Annotated in this window: 16 protein-coding genes; 9 read left to right on the top strand and 7 right to left on the bottom strand. The window is 65.2% G+C overall.

Annotation, left to right across the window (positions count from 1 at the left end):
* Positions 1-40: 40 nt before the first annotated feature.
* From A7G45_RS12695 to A7G45_RS12685, 3 genes are all read right to left on the bottom strand, one after another.
* Positions 41-754, bottom strand: a complete 714-nt coding sequence (locus tag A7G45_RS12695) for a hypothetical protein (protein WP_260937437.1) — start codon at positions 752-754, stop codon at positions 41-43.
* A 10-nt stretch (positions 755-764) separates the two neighbouring features.
* Positions 765-3,116, bottom strand: coding sequence for an arylsulfatase (locus tag A7G45_RS12690; protein ID WP_260937435.1), 2,352 nt, complete (start codon positions 3,114-3,116; stop codon positions 765-767).
* A 322-nt stretch (positions 3,117-3,438) separates the two neighbouring features.
* Positions 3,439-5,718: a hypothetical protein gene (locus tag A7G45_RS12685; RefSeq protein WP_260937434.1), complete on the bottom strand. Its 2,280-nt coding sequence runs from the start codon at positions 5,716-5,718 to the stop codon at positions 3,439-3,441.
* 15 nt (positions 5,719-5,733) lie between these two features.
* Between A7G45_RS12685 and A7G45_RS12680 the strand changes: the two genes are divergently transcribed.
* Positions 5,734-6,075, top strand: coding sequence for a hypothetical protein (locus A7G45_RS12680; protein ID WP_260937431.1), 342 nt, complete (start codon positions 5,734-5,736; stop codon positions 6,073-6,075).
* Positions 6,076-6,160: 85 nt separating this feature from the next.
* Here A7G45_RS12680 and A7G45_RS12675 read toward each other — a convergent pair whose 3' ends face one another.
* On the bottom strand, positions 6,161-6,388 hold the full coding sequence (locus A7G45_RS12675; protein WP_260937429.1) for a hypothetical protein: 228 nt from the start codon (positions 6,386-6,388) through the stop codon (positions 6,161-6,163).
* 516 nt (positions 6,389-6,904) lie between these two features.
* Between A7G45_RS12675 and A7G45_RS12670 the strand changes: the two genes are divergently transcribed.
* From A7G45_RS12670 to A7G45_RS12640, 7 genes are all read left to right on the top strand, one after another.
* Positions 6,905-7,390, top strand: a complete 486-nt coding sequence (locus tag A7G45_RS12670; RefSeq protein ID WP_260937427.1) for an RDD family protein — start codon at positions 6,905-6,907, stop codon at positions 7,388-7,390.
* Positions 7,390-11,835, top strand: a complete 4,446-nt coding sequence (locus tag A7G45_RS12665) for an FtsK/SpoIIIE domain-containing protein (protein WP_260937425.1) — start codon at positions 7,390-7,392, stop codon at positions 11,833-11,835. The genes A7G45_RS12670 and A7G45_RS12665 overlap by 1 nt, the downstream gene beginning before the upstream one ends.
* 13 nt (positions 11,836-11,848) lie before the next feature.
* Positions 11,849-12,115 (top strand): WXG100 family type VII secretion target, encoded by a 267-nt coding sequence (locus tag A7G45_RS12660; RefSeq protein WP_260937423.1) that lies wholly within the window; start codon positions 11,849-11,851, stop codon positions 12,113-12,115.
* A gap of 6 nt (positions 12,116-12,121) precedes the next feature.
* Positions 12,122-13,150: a WXG100 family type VII secretion target gene (locus tag A7G45_RS12655; RefSeq protein WP_260937421.1), complete on the top strand. Its 1,029-nt coding sequence runs from the start codon at positions 12,122-12,124 to the stop codon at positions 13,148-13,150.
* A gap of 111 nt (positions 13,151-13,261) precedes the next feature.
* Positions 13,262-14,074: a DUF6777 domain-containing protein gene (locus tag A7G45_RS12650; RefSeq protein ID WP_260937419.1), complete on the top strand. Its 813-nt coding sequence runs from the start codon at positions 13,262-13,264 to the stop codon at positions 14,072-14,074.
* Between the two features lie 123 nt (positions 14,075-14,197).
* Complete coding sequence (locus tag A7G45_RS12645; protein WP_260937417.1) at positions 14,198-14,470, top strand: WXG100 family type VII secretion target; 273 nt, start codon at positions 14,198-14,200, stop codon at positions 14,468-14,470.
* A gap of 28 nt (positions 14,471-14,498) precedes the next feature.
* Positions 14,499-15,305 (top strand): CHAP domain-containing protein, encoded by an 807-nt coding sequence (locus tag A7G45_RS12640; RefSeq protein WP_260937415.1) that lies wholly within the window; start codon positions 14,499-14,501, stop codon positions 15,303-15,305.
* Between the two features lie 93 nt (positions 15,306-15,398).
* Here the strand turns inward: A7G45_RS12640 and A7G45_RS12635 are convergent, their stop codons facing one another.
* From A7G45_RS12635 to A7G45_RS12625, 3 genes are read right to left on the bottom strand one after another with little or no spacing between them, the layout of a single operon-like run.
* Entirely contained in the window at positions 15,399-16,748 is a 1,350-nt protein-coding gene (locus A7G45_RS12635; RefSeq protein ID WP_260937413.1) for a hypothetical protein, read from the bottom strand.
* On the bottom strand, positions 16,745-17,752 hold the full coding sequence (locus A7G45_RS12630; RefSeq protein ID WP_260937411.1) for a PP2C family serine/threonine-protein phosphatase: 1,008 nt from the start codon (positions 17,750-17,752) through the stop codon (positions 16,745-16,747). The genes A7G45_RS12635 and A7G45_RS12630 overlap by 4 nt, the downstream gene beginning before the upstream one ends.
* On the bottom strand, positions 17,749-18,450 hold the full coding sequence (locus A7G45_RS12625; RefSeq protein WP_260937409.1) for a vWA domain-containing protein: 702 nt from the start codon (positions 18,448-18,450) through the stop codon (positions 17,749-17,751). Before A7G45_RS12625 ends, A7G45_RS12630 begins: the two co-directional genes overlap by 4 nt.
* A 443-nt stretch (positions 18,451-18,893) precedes the next feature.
* On the opposite strand from A7G45_RS12625, the gene A7G45_RS12620 reads away from it, so the two are divergent.
* Positions 18,894-20,471: a hypothetical protein gene (locus tag A7G45_RS12620; RefSeq protein ID WP_260937407.1), complete on the top strand. Its 1,578-nt coding sequence runs from the start codon at positions 18,894-18,896 to the stop codon at positions 20,469-20,471.
* The last annotated feature ends 41 nt before the right edge of the window (positions 20,472-20,512 follow it).

Raw genomic sequence — 20,512 nt, 5'->3', positions numbered from 1 at the left:
ACGCAGCGGGGCAGCACGAGTTCGGCGTAGCGGCGTGCGCTCAGCCCATCCGAATACCGAAGTCCCCCAGCAGGACCGGCTTGGCCACATCGAGGCCCTTCGAACCGGTCGGCCCCTGCAGCTGCAGCGCGACGAGGTAGTCCCCGTTGTTGGTCCACACATGCACGATGCGGTCGACATAGTCGCTGCCGGAGCCGGGCTTGTCCGCGAGGACGCCCATCAGTTTCTGGCCGCTGTACCCACACAGCTCGTCGGGCAGCACGCTGACGCTGTTGAATTCGTGGCCCGCGGTGCGTGCGTCGGTGTACTGCTGGAACGCGGCGGCCGCGTCCTGGGTGGTCGGGGTGATCCGCACGGTGCCGGTCAGGCCGTCCGGTCCGGTCAGATTCAGCGCGACGTCGCCGGACGCCGGTGCCCCCGGGGTGAATCCGTCGGGCACCGCGACGATGACGGTCGGCGAACCGGGGGCTCCGGTGGTAGCCGTCATGGTCTGCGCGGGCGCGGCGGGCGCGTCGCAGGTCTGCTCCCCCGCCGCGAGGGCGCGCTTGGTGGTCTCGACCACGCCGTACGTCGGTAGGTCCGGCATCTTCGACGACGACGCCGCCGTGGACGACGGAGCCGACGAACTGACGGTCGTGCTCGCCGGAGGGTTGGATGTCGTTGTGCTGGTCGACTTCTCGCCGCCGTTGCCACAGCCGGCCAGCAGCACCACCGCGGACACCGCGGTGGCACAACGGATGATCCTTGTACTCATCAGCAGTCCCCTAATCCTTCGAAAATGCCTGGGCCAGTTCTTGTTCGACATCGAGGTACGGCGTACCGGAGATGTCGACGACAACCTTGGCGATGGTGCCACCGACGAACGGGTACGGCGCCCGGTAGCGGTTCGACACCGGCTGGCCCGCGTTGCGCCCGACCGCCACGCCACCACCGGCGAGTCCGAAGGTGCCCGGGTGGGCGCGGACGTCCGGCCGGTTCGCCACCACCGCGTCGTCGATGCGCAGTTCGACGACACCGAGTGGGGTGTGGTTGCCTTCCACCGTGCCGGTCCGGTCATATCGGACACCGAAGACGTGCCGCCCCAGAGGCAGCGGGGCGAGGGCGGACACCCACTGCTCGTCCTCGCCCATGAAGTTGTAGACGTACTGCAGCCGGCCGTCCTGCACGAACAAAACGTGCCCGCCGTGACCGGCGCCCTGTTTGAACAGCACCCCTTCGGCGCCAGCTGATTCGACGTCGACCTCGGCCAAGACGGAGAACGACTGCCCCCGCAATTCGACGCCGGCACCGATGCCCACCTCTGCGGTGCCCGGGTAGTACGTGAAGGTCTGCCGGTCGCGCATGAGGTAGGGGCGGTCGCGCAGCAGTGTCTCGAATACGTTGAGGTCAGCCAGCGGCAGACCGTTGTACTTCGCCGCCTCGGAGAACCAGAGTTCTTGGAGTTCAGCGAGTTTCGCCGGCTCGTCGGCGGCGAGGTCACGGCACTGGCTGCGGTCGGACTCGATGTGGAACAGCTCCCAGCGGTCCTTGTCGAAGTGCGACCAGCCTGACGGCGTGGCGGCGTGCACGGTATTGGCGAACCAGCCGTTGTGCCAGATGCCACGGGTACCCAGCATCGCGTAGAACTGCGTCGTCTTGCCGGTGTCAGCGGACGAATCTTCCAGCGCCGCTTTGAAACTCACACCCTCCAGCGGTCGCTGCGGGATGCCTCTGACCTCGGCGGGCGGCTCGATGCCCAGCAGATCGTAGACCGTCGGCGTGACGTCCGCGACGTTGACATAATTGTCCCGCACCTCGCCGTGCGCGGCGATTCCATTGGGCCAGCTGATGATTGCGGTGTCGGCGATGCCACCCTCGTGGGAGGCGTAGCGCTTGAACAGCTTGTAGGGCGTGTTGAAGGCCATCGCCCAGCCGATCGGATAGTGATTGTAGGTATCCGGCGACCCCAGGGTGTCGAAGTACCGCATGCTCTCTTCGACGGTGTCGATGTAGCCGTTGAAGAACTTGTTCTCGTTGACCGAACCGTTCGGGCCACCTTCGCCGCTGGCGCCGTTGTCGGAGATGACGACGATGAGGGTGTTGTCGAGCTGGCCTGACTCGTCCAGGTAGTCGAGAATCCGCCCGATCTGCGCGTCGGTGTACGACAGGAAGCCGGCGAACACCTCGGCCATCCGGGCGAACAGCCGCTTCTCGTCGTCGGTGAGCCCATCCCAGGGACGCACCGTGTCCTGCAGCGGCCATGGCTCACCGTTCGGACCCTTGACGTCCAGATACGGGTTCATGGGCGAGAGTTCGGTGTCGGGCGGCACGATGCCCAGCCGCTTCTGGTTTTCCAGCACCAGGTCGCGATAGGCCTCGTAGCCCATGTCGAACTTGCCGGCGTACTTGTCGGCCCACTCTTTGAACACGTGATGCGGCGCATGCCCGGCACCGGGGCAGACATAGGAGAACCACGGCTTGTCCGGGGCGATCACCTTGGCATCCCGGATGAACTCGATAGTCTTGTCCGCCAGGTCTTTTGACAGGTGGTATCCCTCTTCGGGGGTGGCCGGCGGCGCGACGGGATGGTTGTCGTACACCAACTCCGGGTACCACTGGTCGGTCTCGCCGCCCATGAAGCCGTAGAACCGTTCGAAGCCCCGTGACAGCGGCCAGTGCCGCTTCGTGGACGCGAGGTTCGATTCCTCCAGCGGCGTCAGGTGCCACTTGCCGACGCAATAGGTGTTCCAGCCCCGCTCTGCCAGCACCTCGGACAGCAGTGCCGTCTCAAAAGGTATGCGGCCGTGGCAGTTCGGGAAGCCGTCGGTGAATTCCTCGATGGTCGCCATGCCGACCGAGGTGGCATTGCGGCCGGTCAGCAGCGAGGCCCGGGTCGGCGAACACAGCGCAGTGGTGTGGAACTGGGACAGCCGCACACCCTTGTCCGCGATCCGGCGCATGGCCGGCATGTCGACCAGGCCCCCGAAGCAGTCCCAGGTGGCGATGCCGGTGTCGTCCCACACCAGGTAGAGCACATTGGGCGCGTCGGGCGGGGCCGTCGGTGCCGCGTACGGGCCCCAGTCGGCCTCGGAGTCGCGGATGTCGAGTTTGATCTTGCCCTGGAATTCAGTTGCCATGACGCCTCGTCCCGGTCAGTATTCGCCGATATCGGCGGCCCGCCCGGAGATTACACCCGCAATTCGCCTGGCAGGCAGGAAATTGACGTGCGCGACGCCAGTGCGCCCGGACCGAACACAGCCGGCGGGCAATTCGTTGCCGGAACCGGAGCCCGGCCGCTTCCTGCCTTTCCGTCCAATCGCGGTCCGCAACGAGATCCGCTGCGTCACAGAGCGGCACCGGCGTCGCCTATTCGGGGTGACGCACCGGACGTCGCGGCGAGTTGTGACCGGACAGTGAGCTGTCATGGCACCTGCGGCGGTGCCGTTCTCATCGCGATCGCTAGCAGGCCGTAACCAGCGGAATGCACAGCGTCGGCTTGGATCTGGTCCTGCTGCCGCCTGTACTCGATGACGAACTTCCGTCGCTTTGTTGCTGTTGCTGTTGCTGCTGCTGTTGCTGCTGCTGTTGCTGCTGCTGCTGCTGCTGCAGGGCCGCTTGCCGCTCCTGATCGGCCGCCGCCGCCGCTTGCCGCTGCTGCTCGGCCGCCACGGCTGCCTGTCGCTGTGCCTCAGCCTGTTGCGCTGCCTGCCGTTCCTGCTCGGCTGCTGCTGCCTGACGCTGCTGCGCCGCTTGCCGCTCCTGCTCCGCCGCCGCCTGCCGCTGCTGCCTATCCTGCTCAGCCTGCTGCGCCGCCTGACGCTGCGCCTCAGCCTGCTGCTTCTGCTTGTCCTGCTCAGCCTGCTGGGCCGCGTGACGCTCCTGTTCGGCCGCCGCCGCTTGCTGTTGCTTCTGCTTGTCCTGCTCGGCCTGCAGTGCCGCCTGACGCTGGGCATCCGCCTGCTTCTGCTTGTCCTGCTCCGCCTGCAGTGCCGCCTGACGCCGCGCGTCCGCCTGCTTCTGCTTCTCCTGCTCGGCCTCCAGAGCCGCCTGACGCTGCGCCTGCGCCGCCTTCTTGGCGTCATCGGCCTTCTTGGCTTCCGCCGCGGCCTTGTCGGCGTCGTCGGCTGCCTTCTGAGCCTCGGCGGCAGCCTTGTTGGCGTCGTCGGCCGCCTTCTTGGCGTCCGCAGCCTTCTTGGCATCCGTGGCGTTCTTGGCTTCCTCAGCGGCCTTGTTGGCATCGTCCGCGGCCTTCTTGGCATCCGCGGCGGTCTTCGCCTGTTGTTCGGCCAGTTGCTGTTTCACTGCCGCGTCCTCGGCAGCCTTCGCCTCGTCGGCCGCCTTCTTGTCCTTGGCGGCCTGGGCCGCGGCTTCCTGCGCCGCTGCGGCGCGCTCCATTGCCTGCTTGGCGTTGGCCGCCTGCACGGCGGCAGCGCGATCGGCGGCATCCTTGGCCGCCTGATCCTGTGCCGCAGCCGCGCGCGTTGCCGCATCGCGCTTGGCATTCAGCTCCTGCAAGGCACTCAACGCCGCAAGTTCTGCATCCGCCCGCTCTTTGCGGGCACGCATGACGGCGGCCTTGTCCGCGTCAGACAGACCAGTGAGTTCGTTGTCGTGCTGACGGCTGGCGCGCAGGCCGACGGCCGAACCGAGGTCTGCCCCGGCCGTGCCCAGCGCCACGAGGCTGCTCGTTGCCTGCGCTATCTGACCTACCGAAGTTGCGGCACCGGCCACCTGATTGAGGACGTCCAACGGGTTCATTCCCGGTGCGGGCGTTGGCATTTCGACCTGCCCATTGCGGACGAACGCGATCGGTTCGTCTACGACCGGCACGTCCGCGGCGCCGGCTGACTGCCGGTCCACGGCTTCCTCGATGATCCGCGAATTGTTCCTCCACGGCGAGAACGAGAGCGCACTGCTCCCGTCACTGGCAGCTGGCACTGCGACGTCCGAGCCGCCGACCTGCGGAGGTTTCTGCGGTCCGGCTCCCGGCCCGAAATCGTCCGGCTTGACCCCCTGGCCCGGCAGCACCGGCAGATACTTGCCCGAATTGCTCTCTGCGAGCTCACGCATCGCGACCGTGTTCGTCGTCGGCCGGTTGCTGACCGCTACCGACACCGCCGTTGCCGAGAAGCCGACGACCACCAACGCGGCAGCTGCAGCACTGCCTAGCAACAGCATTCGCGACCGCGCCGCTGGAGCGACAAGGTCTTCTACTTCCGCCATATCTGGCGTTGCGCTCAATGGAGTCATGGGCGTCTGCATCGGTACCGCGTGGCCGTCATCGACGTAGCTGTCGGCTTCGTGACCCAGCAGCGCGGAATCGTCGTCGGCGTCGGCCATCGAGTATGCAAGGTGGGAACCTGCCACCGGACTCGGTGCCGTCGTGACCACGTTCGGTGTGAGATCAATCGGAGAGACGGCAGTGGGCCCCGTCGATTCAGGGTGGGCCGAACCCGCCAACGCGGCTCCCCGCGCAATAGCGAACATGGTGTCGGCGAGCGGATGGATCGGAAGCGGCGATTGCTGTGCCACCAGATCCGCAGCCAACGTCGGCGTTGCCGATGTGTCCACTAGAACGACGGTTTCGGCGCCGCCCGGCTCCTCACGCAGTCGGTCCATCAATGTGGCACACGCCGGTTCTGCGCCGCCCGCCGTCACCGGCTCCACCGCAACCAGGGAAGTCGTCGTCGCATCGGCGCCGACGATGGTCAACGCGGCCTTGTCGTCGGTGACCAGCACCAGCGCGGACGTAGCGTGCCCGGGGACACCTCTCGTCAGGGCGGTGGCGGCCTGAGCCGCCGATACCAAGGACACGCCGACAACGCCGCGCTCCAGCAGCCCTGCCCGAAGTTTGCCCGCAGCGTCCGCATCCTGCCAACAAATCCGGGTCGCCACGAGTCGGTGACCGCCCTCGACCAGCTGGCGGTGCGTGCCGGCAATGGTCGTCTCGAGAAGGTCGTCTGCGCCGCCAGTGAGCTCGACGACGGATTGGTCGATGACGTTGTTCGAACCCGACACGTCCACCAGGGCCAATCGCGCGGACATGCCTACGACCGACACCCCCAGAGCAACGTCCATCAACTTCTCCTTGGTTAACCCTCGGCAGGCCTACGCGGAGCCACAGCTTAGCAATCATCACATCTACGTAACGCTCGTTGTATCCGCCGATCGGCTGACGCCGTCACCCGGTAAACAGGTACAAGACCAGCACGACAGCGCCAACCGCCAGATAGATCAGACTGACGATCAACGCCACATCAGCGAAACCGCCGGTGCCGCCACCGCGGCGTTTGATCTGCCCCCGGGCGACAACGGCAAGAGGAATGGTCAACGGGACAGCAAACAATCCACAGAAGACCGCCAAGGCGAAGGAAACCGATGCCATGAGGTTGGATGACTGCGTGCTCACGTCCGGATGCGTTGGTGCACTTGGCATCCCACTGGAGTCAGCAATGGGTACCGCGGCGCCGGACCACCAGCGGTATATCCCGCACCAAACCGACTGGCCGGCAGCACGGAATCAGCCACGGCCCGCACCGGCCGGTTCGACGTCCTCCACGGCTCGCTCCTCGATCGGCACGATCGTCGCGCACAACGGCGATCTGATCAATCGTATGTTTGACCGACATCGGTCCACTGGGCTGAACGGCCCCTCGGTACTAGGGTTTCTCCCGCGGGCTCGGAAGTCGACAGCGTTTGCTGTTGCGTCCCGCATCACGGGGATGGAGCGCAGGTGATGCCTACCGGATCGGCAGCGGCCGGTACATCGTGCACACAATGCGGGTCTGCACTGCGCCCCAACGCGCCCTACTGCCCATCGTGTGGATGCGCCATCACCAACAGACAGATGCCCGCCGCCGCGGCCCCACCGGTCACCGCCAGGGCCGCACGACCCTCCGACACGCCCGCTGACCACATTGTCGGGGTGAGCCGGGGCGTCCGCTGCTGCAGCTTCCTCCTCGATCTGGCGATCATCGTGAGTCCGGCATTGCCCCTGGCGGTTGCGGGCGCAATCCTCGGCGTCCGCGAGGTTGTCCTGATCGTGGTGCCGGTGGCATGCGTTGCGGTCTGGCTGTGGGTATCGATCTGGCAGGGCTACACGGGATTGACGTTCGGCAAAGCAATGCTCGGCCTGCGCCTGATCCGCGCCGCCGACCGAAAGCCACCCGGGTTCGCGGCCGGCGCCATGCGCAGCCTGATCTTTGCCGGCACGTTGGGATTCGCCGCACTGCCGGTCCTCGCGAGTGCGACACCACGTGACGGCAGGCACGACAAGGCCTCGGGCCTGACCCTGATCGACGTCACTGTCGGCCACAACCCACTGGGCGCCCGACAACAGACAGCACTGCGCAGAACCATCGACCGAAGCCTGAACAAAATCCAGTCGCCAGTACCGGTAGGACGCCCCTGATGCAGCTCAAGTTCATTCTGCGCCGAGAAGGCGGGACCGCCGCACATGTGGCCGTGACCGCTGACGCCACCGCATCGGTCGGCGACCTGGCCATGGCGCTGACCATCGGCGACCCAGACCGACGCCCGACGAAGCTGCCCACCAACCCCACACTGAAGCTCGAGCACAGCGCGTTCGACACCGGAACGCCGGGGCGCGTCATCGAACCCTCGCGTAGCCTAATCGACTCCGGCATGCGTTCCGGCTCGACGGTCAGCCTTGCCCCGGCCACCCGCTCCGTGCTGGCACCGTCACGCCGCGGACGATCGGTAGCTGTACTGCGGGTATTGGGCGGCCCTGATGCCGGCCGCGAATTCCCGCTTCCTCCAGGCAATTCCGTCGTCGGAACCGGCCTCACCGGTGACGTGGTGTTGACCGACCCCGCCGTCTCCTCGGTACACGCGGCCATAACTGTCGGCGAAAGCATCGAGATCTCAAGCCTCGCAGGCCCATCCGGTGTCATAGTCGGCGGGCAGCCCATCCAACGCACGCTCGTCGGCGTCACCGACGTCGTCCAATTGGGCAATACCTCGGTGGCCATCGTGCACACCGTACGAGCGGGTGCAGCGTCGGCCGACAGCGTCGCCATTGAATTCAACCGCTCGCCGCGCGTCGTATCACGTTTCCCCGTCAAACAATTCACCGCCCCCAAGCTGCCGCAGCGGCCCGAACCCGCACATATCCCTTACATCTCGATGCTGGCCCCCCTGGCGCTCGGCGCCGTGATGCTGGTCTTCACAAGAAGCCTGACCGCCGTGCTGTTCATTGCGCTCAGCCCATTGCTGATGGTGGGCATGTACATCGACACCATCATGCAAACCAAAAAGAAGTACAAGCAGGAGGTGGATCGGTTCGCCGACGGCCTGCGCCAACTCGCGGCCGATCTCACCGCGGCGCAGCGACTGGAGCGCGCAGTCCGCCTGGCGGAGGCCCCTGCACTCGGTGAGACTCTGGACGCCATCCACCGCCTGGGGCCCCTGATGTGGACACACCGGCCCGAGCACGGCGAATTCCTCTCTGTTCGGCTGGGTTTGGGCGATGCCGAGTCTCGCTGCCGGATCGAGTCGCAGAACGACTACGACTCCGAGGAGCAGTACACCGCCCAGGTGACTGCCCTCAAATCCGAGTTCGAGAACATCTCCGAAGTCCCGATCATCGCAAGTCTGCGGGAATGCGGAGCGCTGGGGATTTGCGGTCCGCGAGGGGTCATCGACGGCGTGGCCCGCGGGATCATCATGCAACTCGTCGGGCTGCACTCGCCGGCCGAGCTGGCGATCGCGGCGTTCGGTTCGCCGCAGTCACGAGCTTCGTGGGAGTGGTTGGAGTGGTTGCCACACACCGGGTCGGTCCACAGCCCGCTCGCCGGCAACCACCTCACCGAAAGCGCGAACGGCGGCATCGCTCTGCTGTCTCGGCTGGAGGAACTGGTCAAGCTGCGCAGCGCCGACGACCGGGTGGCGGCCAGCTATGGGCTCATCGCCGCGGACACCACGACCGACCCCAACCCGCTTGGCCCCTTGCCCGCCGTCGTCGTGCTGGTGGAAGACACTGCGCCGATCGACCGCGCGCGGCTGACCCGCTTGGCCGAACGTGGCGCGCCCGTCGGACTGCACGTGATCTGGGTGGCCACGCAAGTCAGCAGCCTGCCCGCCGCGTGCCGCACCTATCTGTTGGTCGAGTCCGCATCCACCGGATCGACGGTCGGTGAGGTGCGGCACGGCACGCACAATTACCCCGTCGCCTGCGACAGCCTCGACATACCGGACGCGACACAAGTCGCGTTGCTCCTGGCACCCGTGGTCGACTCAGGGGCCGCGGTCGAGGACGCGACCGACCTTCCTCGGTCGGTCAGCTACCTCAGCCTCACCGGAACCAGCCTGGCCAGTGAACCGAACATCATTGCGCGCCAATGGTTGTCGAGCGAGTCGGTGATCGTCAGGACAGGAACGCCGAAGCCACCGTCGGGCCCCATCGGCCTGCGGGCACTGGTGGGCTCGACCGGCACTCAGGAATTTCACCTCGATCTGCGCGAGCACGGCCCTCACGCGCTGGTCGGCGGCACAACAGGTTCCGGCAAGAGCGAGTTCCTGCAAACCTGGATCATGGGGATGGCGGCAGCCAGCAGCCCGGATCGGATCAACTTCTTGCTGGTCGACTACAAGGGCGGTACTGCGTTCGCCGAATGCATCGAGCTGCCCCACACTGTCGGCCTGGTCACCGACCTGTCGCCGCATCTGGTGCGGCGGGCGCTGACGTCGCTGGGAGCGGAGATCAAGCGACGCGAGCATCTGCTGAACACCAAGCGCGCCAAAGACCTGGTCTCCCTTGAACAGACCGGCGACCCCGATACACCGCCCAGCCTGGTGATCATCGTCGACGAATTCGCCGCGCTGGCCACCGAAGTGCCCGAGTTCGTCGACGGCGTCATCGATGTCGCGCAGCGCGGCCGCTCGCTGGGCCTGCATCTGATCCTGGCGACGCAGCGCCCGGCCGGCGTCATCAAGGACAACCTGCGAGCCAACACCAACTTGCGAATCGCCCTGCGGCTCAACGATGTCGACGACTCCGTCGACGTCATCGACGACAAGCAGGCCGCATACTTTCCGCCGGAAATCCCCGGTCGTGCCGTAGCCAAGACCGGACCCGGCCGACTGACGACGTTTCAATCCGGCTACGTCGGCGGATGGTCAGGTGATGAACCAGACCGCACACCCATCGACATCTGCGAATTCGCGTTCGGCCGGCGTCGTCCGTGGAACACGACCATGCCGGACGAACGGCGCAGCGCCGCAACGGGACCAACCGACATCGCACGCATCGTTCGGTCGATCCGCGCCGCCTCGGACAGTCTGCGAATTCCTGCACCACGCAGACCATGGCTGCCGCCGCTAGGTGATGTCTACCCCTTGGAGACGCTGGCCCGTCACGTCGCCAACGGCGATCTCGTGATCGGCCGCTCCGATATGCCGGCTCTGCAAGCACAACCCGTCGGCAGCTTCAGCCCCGACCGCGACGGCAACATGGCCATCCTCGGTACCGGTGGCGCGGGCAAATCGACGGCCCTTCGCACTCTGGCGATCTCGGCCGCGTTGGCGCCGGGCGATGGCCCCGTGCACGTCTACGGATTCGACTTCGGCTCGGGCAGTCTGAAGATGCTCGAACCGCTGCCCCATGTGGGGGCCATCGTCAGCGCGGACGACGACGAACGCCTCGGACGGGTGCTGCGCCGCCTGACCACGGTGATGGAGGAACGCTCCCGCGCCTTCGCCCGGGTGCATGCGTCGAGTATCTCGGAGTACCGGAAGCTCGCCAACCCGGCCGAACCGAGAATTCTGTTGCTCGTCGATGGCATCGCTGCATTTCGTGAAGCGTACGAACACATTTCGCACTCACCCACCTACCCGATGTTCAGCCAGCTTGCTTCCGACGGACGCATGCTCGGTATCCACATCGTCGTCACCGGCGACCGTCCGGGCGCGGTGTCGATCCAGCTCGCCTCAACAATTCAACGGACCCTCGTCCTACGACTGGCATCCGACGACGACTACAGCGTGGTCAACGTCCCTACCGACATCCTCAACGTCAATTCGCCGTGCGGCCGCGGGGTCATGGACGGCCAAGAATTGCAGGTTGCGGTGTTCGGCGGCGATGCCAACGTCGCGGCGCAGGGCCGGGCGATCGGGCAACTGGCGACCGAAATGCGTGATGGAGGCTTCATCGCGCCCGCGCCCATCGAACGCCTGCCTGAGAACCTCCTCCTCGACGCCCTGCCGGCCGGCACTGCAGGGATGCCTTCAATCGGGGTCGCATCGGAGACGTTGACGCCGATCGGTGTTGTGCCACAAGGTGTCCTGATGGTGACGGGTCCGCCCGGCAGTGGCCGCAGCACCGCATTGCTGACATTGGCCGAGGCCGCCCGACGGACCAGCCCCAGTATGAAGATCGTGTACATGGCACCGACCCCGTCGGCGACGGCACGCCGGAGTGTATGGAGTGAGACCGCGATCGGCCCCTCTGCCGTGTACGACCGCGCGAGTAGTTTGATCTCATCCGTCGAATTCGGCGGCAGCGGAACGAACCTGATGGTCGTTGTCGAGTCCGTATCGGATTTCGGCGGCACCGAGGCGGAAACCGAGCTCGCCCGAATGGTCAAAACTCTGGCCGACGCTTCGGCTTTTGTGGTCGGCGAGGCGGAGGTCTCCACCTGGAACCAGGCATATCTGCTGGCCCAGCCGTTCAAGTCACCGCGACGCGGGATCGTGCTGGCGCCGGACGGCCACGAGGTGGACTCCCTACTGAACACCTCGATCGGCATCGTGCGCCAGCGTGAATTCCCGCCGGGGCGTGGCGTTTTCGTCGAGAAGGGCCGCGGCGTATGGCTACAGATGGCGCGGCCCGGGAGCTAGGAAAGGAGCCACTGTGGCGTACTACGGGATCGAACCCGAACAGATGGACCAGATGGGCCGACAGTTCGAGTCGAAAGCCGCTGAGATTCAGTCGTTGGTCTCCCAACTCGGCCGGGCCGTCGAAAGCGTCGGCTGGTCCGGTCCCGACGCGGACCGGTTCAAAACGGACTGGCAGGGTAAACACGCCGCCGAATTGAAATCGGTCAGCGAGGCGTTGCGCAACGCGGCCCAATCCATTCGCCGCAACATGCAAGAGCAGCAGTCCGCGAGCGACAGGTAATCCGCGATGACATTCTACGGCGCCGAGCCCGCATCCTTACGGCAGCTCGCAGTCCAATTCGACCGCGCTGCAAACAATTTGGAAACCACGCTCAAGCCGCTTCAGTCGCAGGTCAACAGCCACCGCGTCTGGCAGGGGCCCGACGCAGATCGGTTCCGATCTGAGTGGGCCAACGTGTCACGACCGCGCACCACGTCGGCGGTTGATGCACTCCGCCAGGCTGCGGATGCACTGCGGCGCAACGCAGATGAACAGGAGCACGTGAGCAACGCCGGCAACGGTGAGGTTCACAGCACAGCTCCGGTGGGGACCAGCGAACTGTACCGGCGCATCCACAATGACGATGACAGCACCAAGGACGGCATGCATGTCGAGAAGGTGACCGGCCCCGACGGCAAGACCCGGTTCATCGTCTACTTCGATGGCACGGCCACTCCGCGACACGAATGGTGGCGCAATATCGGTGATCGCGTCGGGCTGTACGACAAAGACTATGTGCTCGGCCGGATCGACTCGGCGCTACGCGAATCCGGATACGACCCTGATGGCAACCCCAAACCCGACATGATGCTGGTCGGGTTCAGCCAAGGCGGCATGGAGGCACAATCGGTGCTCCACGAGAATCGTTACCACATAACAGATGTGGTGACCTATGGCGCGCCGCTGATCTACGACGACAAGCCCGGTATCAACACCATCCACTTACGCGCCGACGGCGACAACGTGCCGGGGACCGGAAATGCTCCAACAACCAACGTCTACCAGACGGACCCACACACAGACGCGTCGCAGTTCATTCTCGGAAAGCACGGAGATCCCTCGGTTTACACAAATGTCGGCCAGTCTTTCGACGATTCGAAGGACCCCGCGCTGGTCGAAAAACAAAAGAGCCTCGAGAAGTTCCAAGGAGCGAGCGTCGAGGTACACGATCCCTACGCGGGAAGCCCGGCCGGGCAACGAGAAGCCGCCATCCGCGACGATCACCGCAGTCTCTTGCAAAAGGCCGCCTCTGCCGGCCCGGAAGCGCAGGCGTAGGTGTCCGGTCCGCAGCCAGGCTGGATCGACCCGAATCAACCAGGCACCGTCAACCCACGAGCCAAGGTCGTGCTGACTGTCGCGGGAGTAGCGCTGACGGCGGTCGTCATCGTGACGCTCGTCGCCGTCGTTGTTCACGCTCGCGGCTATTCACCGGACTCCGAGTACGCGTCGAACACCGTCGTGCTCCTCGGGGTGGATGCGGAGTATCCGGATGCCTTCACGCCCTCCGCGGTCGTCGATCCTGTCACGGCGTCGGAACATGCAGCGTCGGAAATCGCGACCATGGCACAGGAATTGCCCACGTCGACTGGGCGCGGTGTCCATGTCGTGGCCGGCACCCGGCCGGGTCTGTACGGCGGAACCGATCGGGCGTCCGCCTGCAACGCCGCAGCCGTCGCCAACTACCTCGACACGCACGTCGGCGAGGCGCGCGCGTGGTCACATGCGATCGGCGTTGAACCACAACAGATTCCGATGTATCTGAACACCCTCACGCCCGTCATCTTGAACATCGACACCTGGCTGACTGCGCACCGCTTCTCCACCAGCGGCGGCATTCCGTTTCAGACTGTGTTGCAGGCAGGCACCCCGGTGATGATCGACCCGGTCGGGGTTCCCAGGCTGCACTGCAAAAGTGGAAGTCCCCTGATTCCGCCCGCCAATACGAATCTCACCAAACTCGACGATGTGCGAGGGACGGCGTGGCCGGACTATGCGCCCCAGAAGGTGGTTGCCATCGCGTACGCAGCCAGTGGAGCGGAAAGTCCCGTATCGGAGTTCAGCATTGTCAACCTGGGCAGCGCCGAGCAGATCGTGCGCAAAGTGGGTGGCACCATCAATCTCGGCTCGGCACCCGAGACGGGGCGACTTCCCGATCCGGCGTCGAGCAATGTGCCGCCCCGAAGCCGCCAGACCGGCTGACGACAGTCGCAATCCTTGTCGGACGTTCGGATGAATAGAACCGCGACCCTCCCGGGCGGACGGAGTTTGCTCTAGTGTTCAACTCAACTCACCGCCTGATCGTCAGAACCGGAAGGAAAGCCCATGGCACAGTTGGGAATGGATGCGGATGCAGTCGAGAATGCAGCCCGCCAACTGAAGGCACAAGCCGATCAGATCGGTAGCCTGCTCGCGCAGATCGACAGGACCGTGAATGGGTTGAGCTCGATTTGGCACGGCCAGGACGCCACCCAGTTCGTCACCCAGTGGTGGCCACAGCACAAGAAGTCCCTGGCGGCTGCACAGCAGGCAATCGCCGGTCTTGGTCAGTCGGCTCAGAACAACGCCAAGGAGCAACGTCAGGTCTCCAGCCACTAGGGCAAGCCTGAACGCGAGGGAGTCACTCATGGCCGAATTGGGGATGGACGCCGACCTCGTCGAACAGGCGGGCCGTCAGCTCAAGAGCCAGGCAGCTTCGATCCAGAGCCTTGTCGCGCAACTCGACAGGACCGTCAACGGTCTGACCTCGATCTGGCAGGGCCAGGACGCCACCCAGTTCGTCACCCAGTGGTGGCCGCAACACAAGAAGTCGTTGCAGGCGGCCCAGCAGCATGTTGACGGGCTGGGCCAGTCGGCGCTGAACAATGCTTCAGAACAGCGGCAGGCGAGTGGCGGCGGGTCTGGCGGGGCGGTGACCTCGGCCGCCCCGGCACATGCCGCCGGGCCGGCGGGTTCCTCCGGCGCTTCCGTTACCGGTGGCGTCAAGGCTGGTCAATCAACGCCCGGGGAATTGCCGAAATGGAACGAATCGGCATACCGCCAATTCGAGAGCCAGAATCGGTACTACGCACCCGGCAACTACTACATCGACGCAAACGGCAAGGCCGTCGACAACTGCACCGCGTGGGCGGCCTGGCGGCGTGAGGAACTCGGTCTCTCGGCACCGTCGGGCAACGGCGGTGAGATGGCCGGCAAGGTAGGCGGCACCACCAGCACCCCTCCGACGCTTGGCGCCTTGGTCTCGGACACCACTCCTGGTTACGGCCACGTCATGGTGGTCGAGCAGATCAACCCCGACGGCTCCTTCCGGGTCAGCGAAACGAACTACAACGGCAGCAGCTCGATCCACATGCGAACCTGGGCCCCTCTGGCCGACGGCACGTGGAAATGCAAAGAAGACGGCCAAGTAAGAGACTTGGTGATCGCGCCGTAGGACGGGCTACGCATTGCGACAACAGCTCCTGGCGCGGCAAATCGGGAAGCCGAAAACTCCTGTGCCGAGGCAATTCAGGCGATCGTGCTGACCTCAGGTCAGCAACATCCCGACCACGTTCAGTGCCGCCGCCACCGGCGTCGGCGGCCCACTCAAGATGACCCACACGATGATCGCGGTCACGATCAGTACGGTGACCACAAAGATCAGCAGCGCGGTGAGAACCACCTTGGGCCGCTGCCACGGGGGTGGCGGCGGCGCAGGCTTGGCCGGTTGCCGAATCGGGCCTGTCGCAGCGGGATTGATCTTCTTCGGCGGCGCGGCCTGACCGCGATGGGCCGGCAACGGGCCCGTCCGGTTGGATGACGCAGGACGCTGCGGACCCGACGCCCCGGGCGCCCAGGCCTGGCGTTGGCGTCGTGCTTCCCGCTCGTCATCGATCGCGCACCACGGGCACTGGCCGCAGGACTCAGGAATCTGATGCTCGTTGCGCCGGCACGTCCGCGGCCGCATCCGCAGCAACGCTTGACGCCACTCCCCCGCGGACGGTCTCAGAGTGGGATCGGTGAGCCCCATGGTGAACGCGCGGGTGAACAGCTGCTGGATGTCGACGGGCAGAAAACCGATAGGCGGCGCGAGCGGGTGGGTACGGAACAACGATGCCGGGCCGCCTGCCCAATACCCGGCTTTGGCGAGTGTCAGTGCATCCGGCTGATCGCCCTCGCCCGTCCACGTTCCGCGCATGAAGGGATGGTTGCCCGCGAGTAGCAACTGGTGAATGTGGATCGCCAACGCGAAGAGATCCGACGGCTTCTCCCGCGCTTCGGTGCGCAGATCGCAGCCGGCCAATTCGGGCGCGGTGAACTCCGGCCGGCCCACCGCACACAGGAATTGATCGCCGGACGCATCGGTGAATTGCATTGAGTCGCAGTCGACCAACGTCACCTCGGTGGTATCGGCCACCAGAATGTTGCGCTCCTGGAAGTCGCCGATCACCGCGTCCACGCGGTGTACGGCCTGCACGGCCAGACAGAGGTTGGCCGCGACGTTCACCAGGTGCCCCCACGTCGCGTTCTTGGTCCACTGCGGAGCGTTGGGAAGGGGTTCCATCCGGTTCGATGGATTGCTCATGATGTGAATCTCGACCGACGTCGCGGTGTCGATCTTCGGCATGACGTAGCCGATGGGGCCGCGCTCGTCGGAAATCAGGTGCAATGGCCACGTCAATACCACCAGACCGTCCGCCTGGACAGCACCCGGTGGGGTCGAGCGCACCATGGCGGCAACCTTGCCCAGCTTGGTCGGCAGGTCAGCCAGGTCCGGATGGAACACCTTGGCTACCCAACCCGGCTTACCCGCTACGCCGTACACGGTGCCTTCACCGGCCCGGGCGAGGACCGATGACAGCGTCACCGGTTCTCCGGTGTCCAGCCGAACGTTCACTTCTGCCGCCATCCACGAAGCCACTGCCGCTTAGTGGCGACCGGTTCTGTCAGCGTCGGTTTCCGCACAATTCTCGGCGGGGGCCCGGTCACGATGGGGGTGGTCGCTTCCGCGTCATCACCCGGTCTTGGCACACCGCGGTCGGGACTCACACCCGGAGTCGGCAATCCGCCAGGCGCGTGTGAAGCCACTTGTCGCACTTGGGGTTCCAACGTCGGTCCTGGTTCCCACCGAACCGCCGCCAGCACCATGGTCTTATCGTCGCCGGTCTGATCGTCTTCGATGCCGCCCAGCAACGCCTCGAAATTCGCCGAGCTGGCCCCATTGCGAACGTGCTCCCACGAGCCCCGGAAGAACGGTTCATATGCTTCGCCGGTGGAGATGTTGGTGATCTTGTAGCTCATACCGTCAGTGCTGAGCGCGAACGCCGTGACACCCGTTTGCGTTGTCGTACGGAAGGATTCGTCGAACGCCCGCTCGGATTGAAGAAACCAGGTGGTGTTTGCGTACTCGTCTTTGGGTTCGATCAGCAACGTGGCCACCCTGCCGGCGCTCTCCGAAGCCATGATTCCGTCGCCGATCTGGCCGAACACCGACAGATTGCGATCGGCGATCACGACCGCCAATGTCGTTGCCAGCAGCGAAATGTCGAGTCCCAGCGACTGCGCCTGTGCGCTCACGCGCTCAACGGCTCCGTCGAACAACCAGCGCATCAGGGCCTGACCACGGTCCGCCGGCCCTGCCCGAAAATCGTTGATGAATCCGGGATCAGAGGCATCGCGGAGGACACTCTGACACGCAGCGTACGAACCCCAGGCCGACGTTCCGCTGACCGAGCCCGCGCCGTCAGCCACCGCTGCGACGATGAAGTCCCCAGTGACGGCGTAACCGAACGCGTCGTCGCAACCGAGCCCCTTACGCATGTGCATGGACCCTGCCACGGAAGCGCCGCAGGTGGCCCACACCCAGCTGCCGCGCTCATCGGCGGCAGCGGCTGAACTCACGCGCTGGTCCAGCCGCTGACCGGCGGCAGCGGAATCTGGCTTCCCATCGAGCCCAACGCCTCGTCGCTGCGGCCGAACTCCGTCGAGTTCGACACATTACTCAACGACGCGGAGAGCCACTCGAACAGCGCCTCGTACTTGAGGCCGTCCAACGGAGCGGGGCTGCGCTGCAACGACATCCGGGTGAGTTGCTGATAGTCGACATACGGTCCGGCACCGACGGCGAAAATCGTAACGCCGCGCGCGGTTTCGGCGGCATTGAGCCGCGCGATCGACTCATCGAGACCCTCGATATTAGGGCGGCCATCGGTGAGCAGCAGGATCCACGGCCGGTAGTACTGCAATCCGGCTGCCTTGTAGGCGTACTTACGGTCCTCCAGGATGTCCAACGCCAAATGGACTCCCGCTGCAAGGTTGGTGGTGCCGGCGGCGTTGAACCCGACCGGCTGCAGGCTACGGGCTTCCTGCATCGGGACGAGCACCGTAGCCACGGTGCCGAAGGTGACCACAGCGACCTCGACCCGCTTGCTGGCCAGGGGGTCCCGATGCAGGTAGTCGGTGAACGCCGCAAACCCACGCTCCAACGCCGCAATCGGTTCGCCTTGCATCGAGCCCGACACATCGGCCAACACCACACAGGCGACGCGCGGATCGGGGTTGGCGTCGTTCAATTCGACTGCCCATGCCCAATCAGACACCTACCGATACCTCCTCGACCACGCGGCTGTTTCAGCGTCGATTCTCTCACCACGACACCTGCGACTCACACCGAATCCCTACCACTCCTCGGGACAGCCCCGCCGGTCCGCGAGCAGTGTCGGCCGAACGTATGAATTACGCGAGCGTGCGCGATCTCTCCTGAGGAAGCCGTACGGGCGTGTCAAAATCACGTCTACATAGTCGGAATGAGGTGTCCCGCGAGAGGGCGGTTGGTATGCCTGGCGCGCTCTTCAATCCGCCCCCAAGCTGGCCTGTGCCGCGCGGCTGGCATCCGTCTCCGGAGTGGGAACCTGATCCCGAGTGGCCGCCCGCACCCCCGGGCTGGCAGTTCTGGGTCGATGAACATTCCGAGCCGGCATGGGCTGCACCCGCCGGACCGCCAATCGAGACTCCTTGGGCCCCAACACCGAGTCTGGGCGACGTGCAACCCCAGGCCGCGCCGCCCAGCCGATCCCGACGCCGCATCGGCCCCCTGATTGCCGCTGCCGCTGTGGTCGTCGCACTCATCGCTGCGTCGGTCCTCGTCGTCAAATATTTCACTGGCGACAACGGTCCGAACATCACGGTGCTCAAACCGGTCGACGCACAGGGCAATCCACAGCCCGGCTGGGAAGTCGACGAAACCCGCAGAGGTGATTCGATCGACTGCTCGTTTGGCGGCGCATCGCGATACGACGTGTCGACCTCCGTCCGGTTCTGTGGCGCGACGGCCGACTCCGGGGACGCCTGTTGGCCGGCCGACCAAACGCACGTCCTGTGCGTCGTCGATGCGTTCTCGAAAGTCCTGCACAGGGTCGGCGCCGTCGGCCTCGGCATACCCCGAAAGCCGCTTGAAGGGGACCCAAGACCCTTTGCGCTCGTTCTGGACGACGGCACGAAATGCCAGGCGCGCAACGGTGGCGCCTGGTCACGCCAGAAGGAACAACCGGAGTGGTACGGCTACTTCTCCTGCGACGGAGTACAAAACAACGCCGCCTGGGGGCCAGACGGAAAAGACATCGACAAGGACTCCGATGGCTGGCACGTATTCGTCGGTCCTTACGACGGCCACCTGACCAAGCACAAAGTCGCTGAAGCCTATTACGTCGGTGTCGCCGGTCAGAGTGATGCCACTGACCCGATACGAGGCGGTGGCACCCGCTTGGTGACAAAGTGCGGACGTCCGCCGGAGCTACGCGCGGAGGAAGTCAAGACCGACTCCGGTGCGCTGGTCATCCGCATGAGAATCGTCGCCAAATGCCACGACGGTGACGTGTTGAGCTCGTCCCGGACCGGGATCGTCGTGAGCTCTGGAGGCCAGAACATCGCGGCGGGTGTGTTCGATCTGTCCGCAAATCCGATCATCATCGAAGCGGGCTCCGGCGATTCGGCGGATGAACCCTCGGTCGCCCACGATTTCCGCTTTCCCGTGGGAACGTTTTGGCGCCTGCCGGTTTCCAAGAACGAAGCGCCGGGCAGCAGCAGCAGCCGCGGCGAAGTGGACATCGACGCAAAGACTTTGCTCGTCGAATGTGAACAATCCGGCTCGTCGGTGTCATCCGGTCAGCCCAAGGGACCGCGCGGCGACTCGGACACCGCGACCGGGCCGGCGAAACCCGCGAGCGGTGACGACGAGTCGTCCAGTTTCGATGCTTTGCGGGCGATCGCCGAGGCTGACCGGCCGTTCGTATCCGGCCAATTGGCCGACCGCTGGGTACCGCAGCTCAGTTCGAAGCGCCCCGGGCTAGTTGCCGACGGCATCACGTGGCACAACGCCGAGACGCTCCGAGAGCACTTGCAATTGCGGCTCAAATATCCAGAAGTACGGCTCCTGTGGTCCGGAGACTGGTCGACTTTCTCCGCCTCTGACTTCTGGGTCACCATCGCCGGTGTCACTTTCCCCAGCTCAGACGGGGCGCTGGACTGGTGCCGAAGCCACAACCTGGACCGCGATCACTGCTACGCCAAATTGGTCAGCACAACACATCCGGTCGATGGCACCACCGCATTCAACCAATAGCGGAGTCGGCCGTTCGGATGACATTCGCCACGGCGGTCAGC

This window comes from Mycolicibacterium llatzerense, from assembly GCF_025331195.1.
In the GTDB taxonomy this organism is placed as follows: domain Bacteria; phylum Actinomycetota; class Actinomycetes; order Mycobacteriales; family Mycobacteriaceae; genus Mycobacterium; species Mycobacterium llatzerense.
The sequence above is the reverse complement of the archived record's forward strand: the minus strand, read 5'-3'. Positions and strand labels throughout refer to the sequence as shown.

What these genes read in the sequence shown, in the direction of transcription:
- A7G45_RS12695 (WP_260937437.1), bottom strand. Translation starts at nt 754, where the DNA reads ATGAGTACAAGGATCATCCGTTGTGCCACCGCGGTGTCCGCGGTGGTG.
- A7G45_RS12690 (WP_260937435.1), bottom strand. Translation starts at nt 3,116, where the DNA reads ATGGCAACTGAATTCCAGGGCAAGATCAAACTCGACATCCGCGACTCC.
- A7G45_RS12665 (WP_260937425.1), top strand. Translation starts at nt 7,390, where the DNA reads ATGCAGCTCAAGTTCATTCTGCGCCGAGAAGGCGGGACCGCCGCACAT.
- A7G45_RS12655 (WP_260937421.1), top strand. Translation starts at nt 12,122, where the DNA reads ATGACATTCTACGGCGCCGAGCCCGCATCCTTACGGCAGCTCGCAGTC.
- A7G45_RS12645 (WP_260937417.1), top strand. Translation starts at nt 14,198, where the DNA reads ATGGCACAGTTGGGAATGGATGCGGATGCAGTCGAGAATGCAGCCCGC.
- A7G45_RS12640 (WP_260937415.1), top strand. Translation starts at nt 14,499, where the DNA reads ATGGCCGAATTGGGGATGGACGCCGACCTCGTCGAACAGGCGGGCCGT.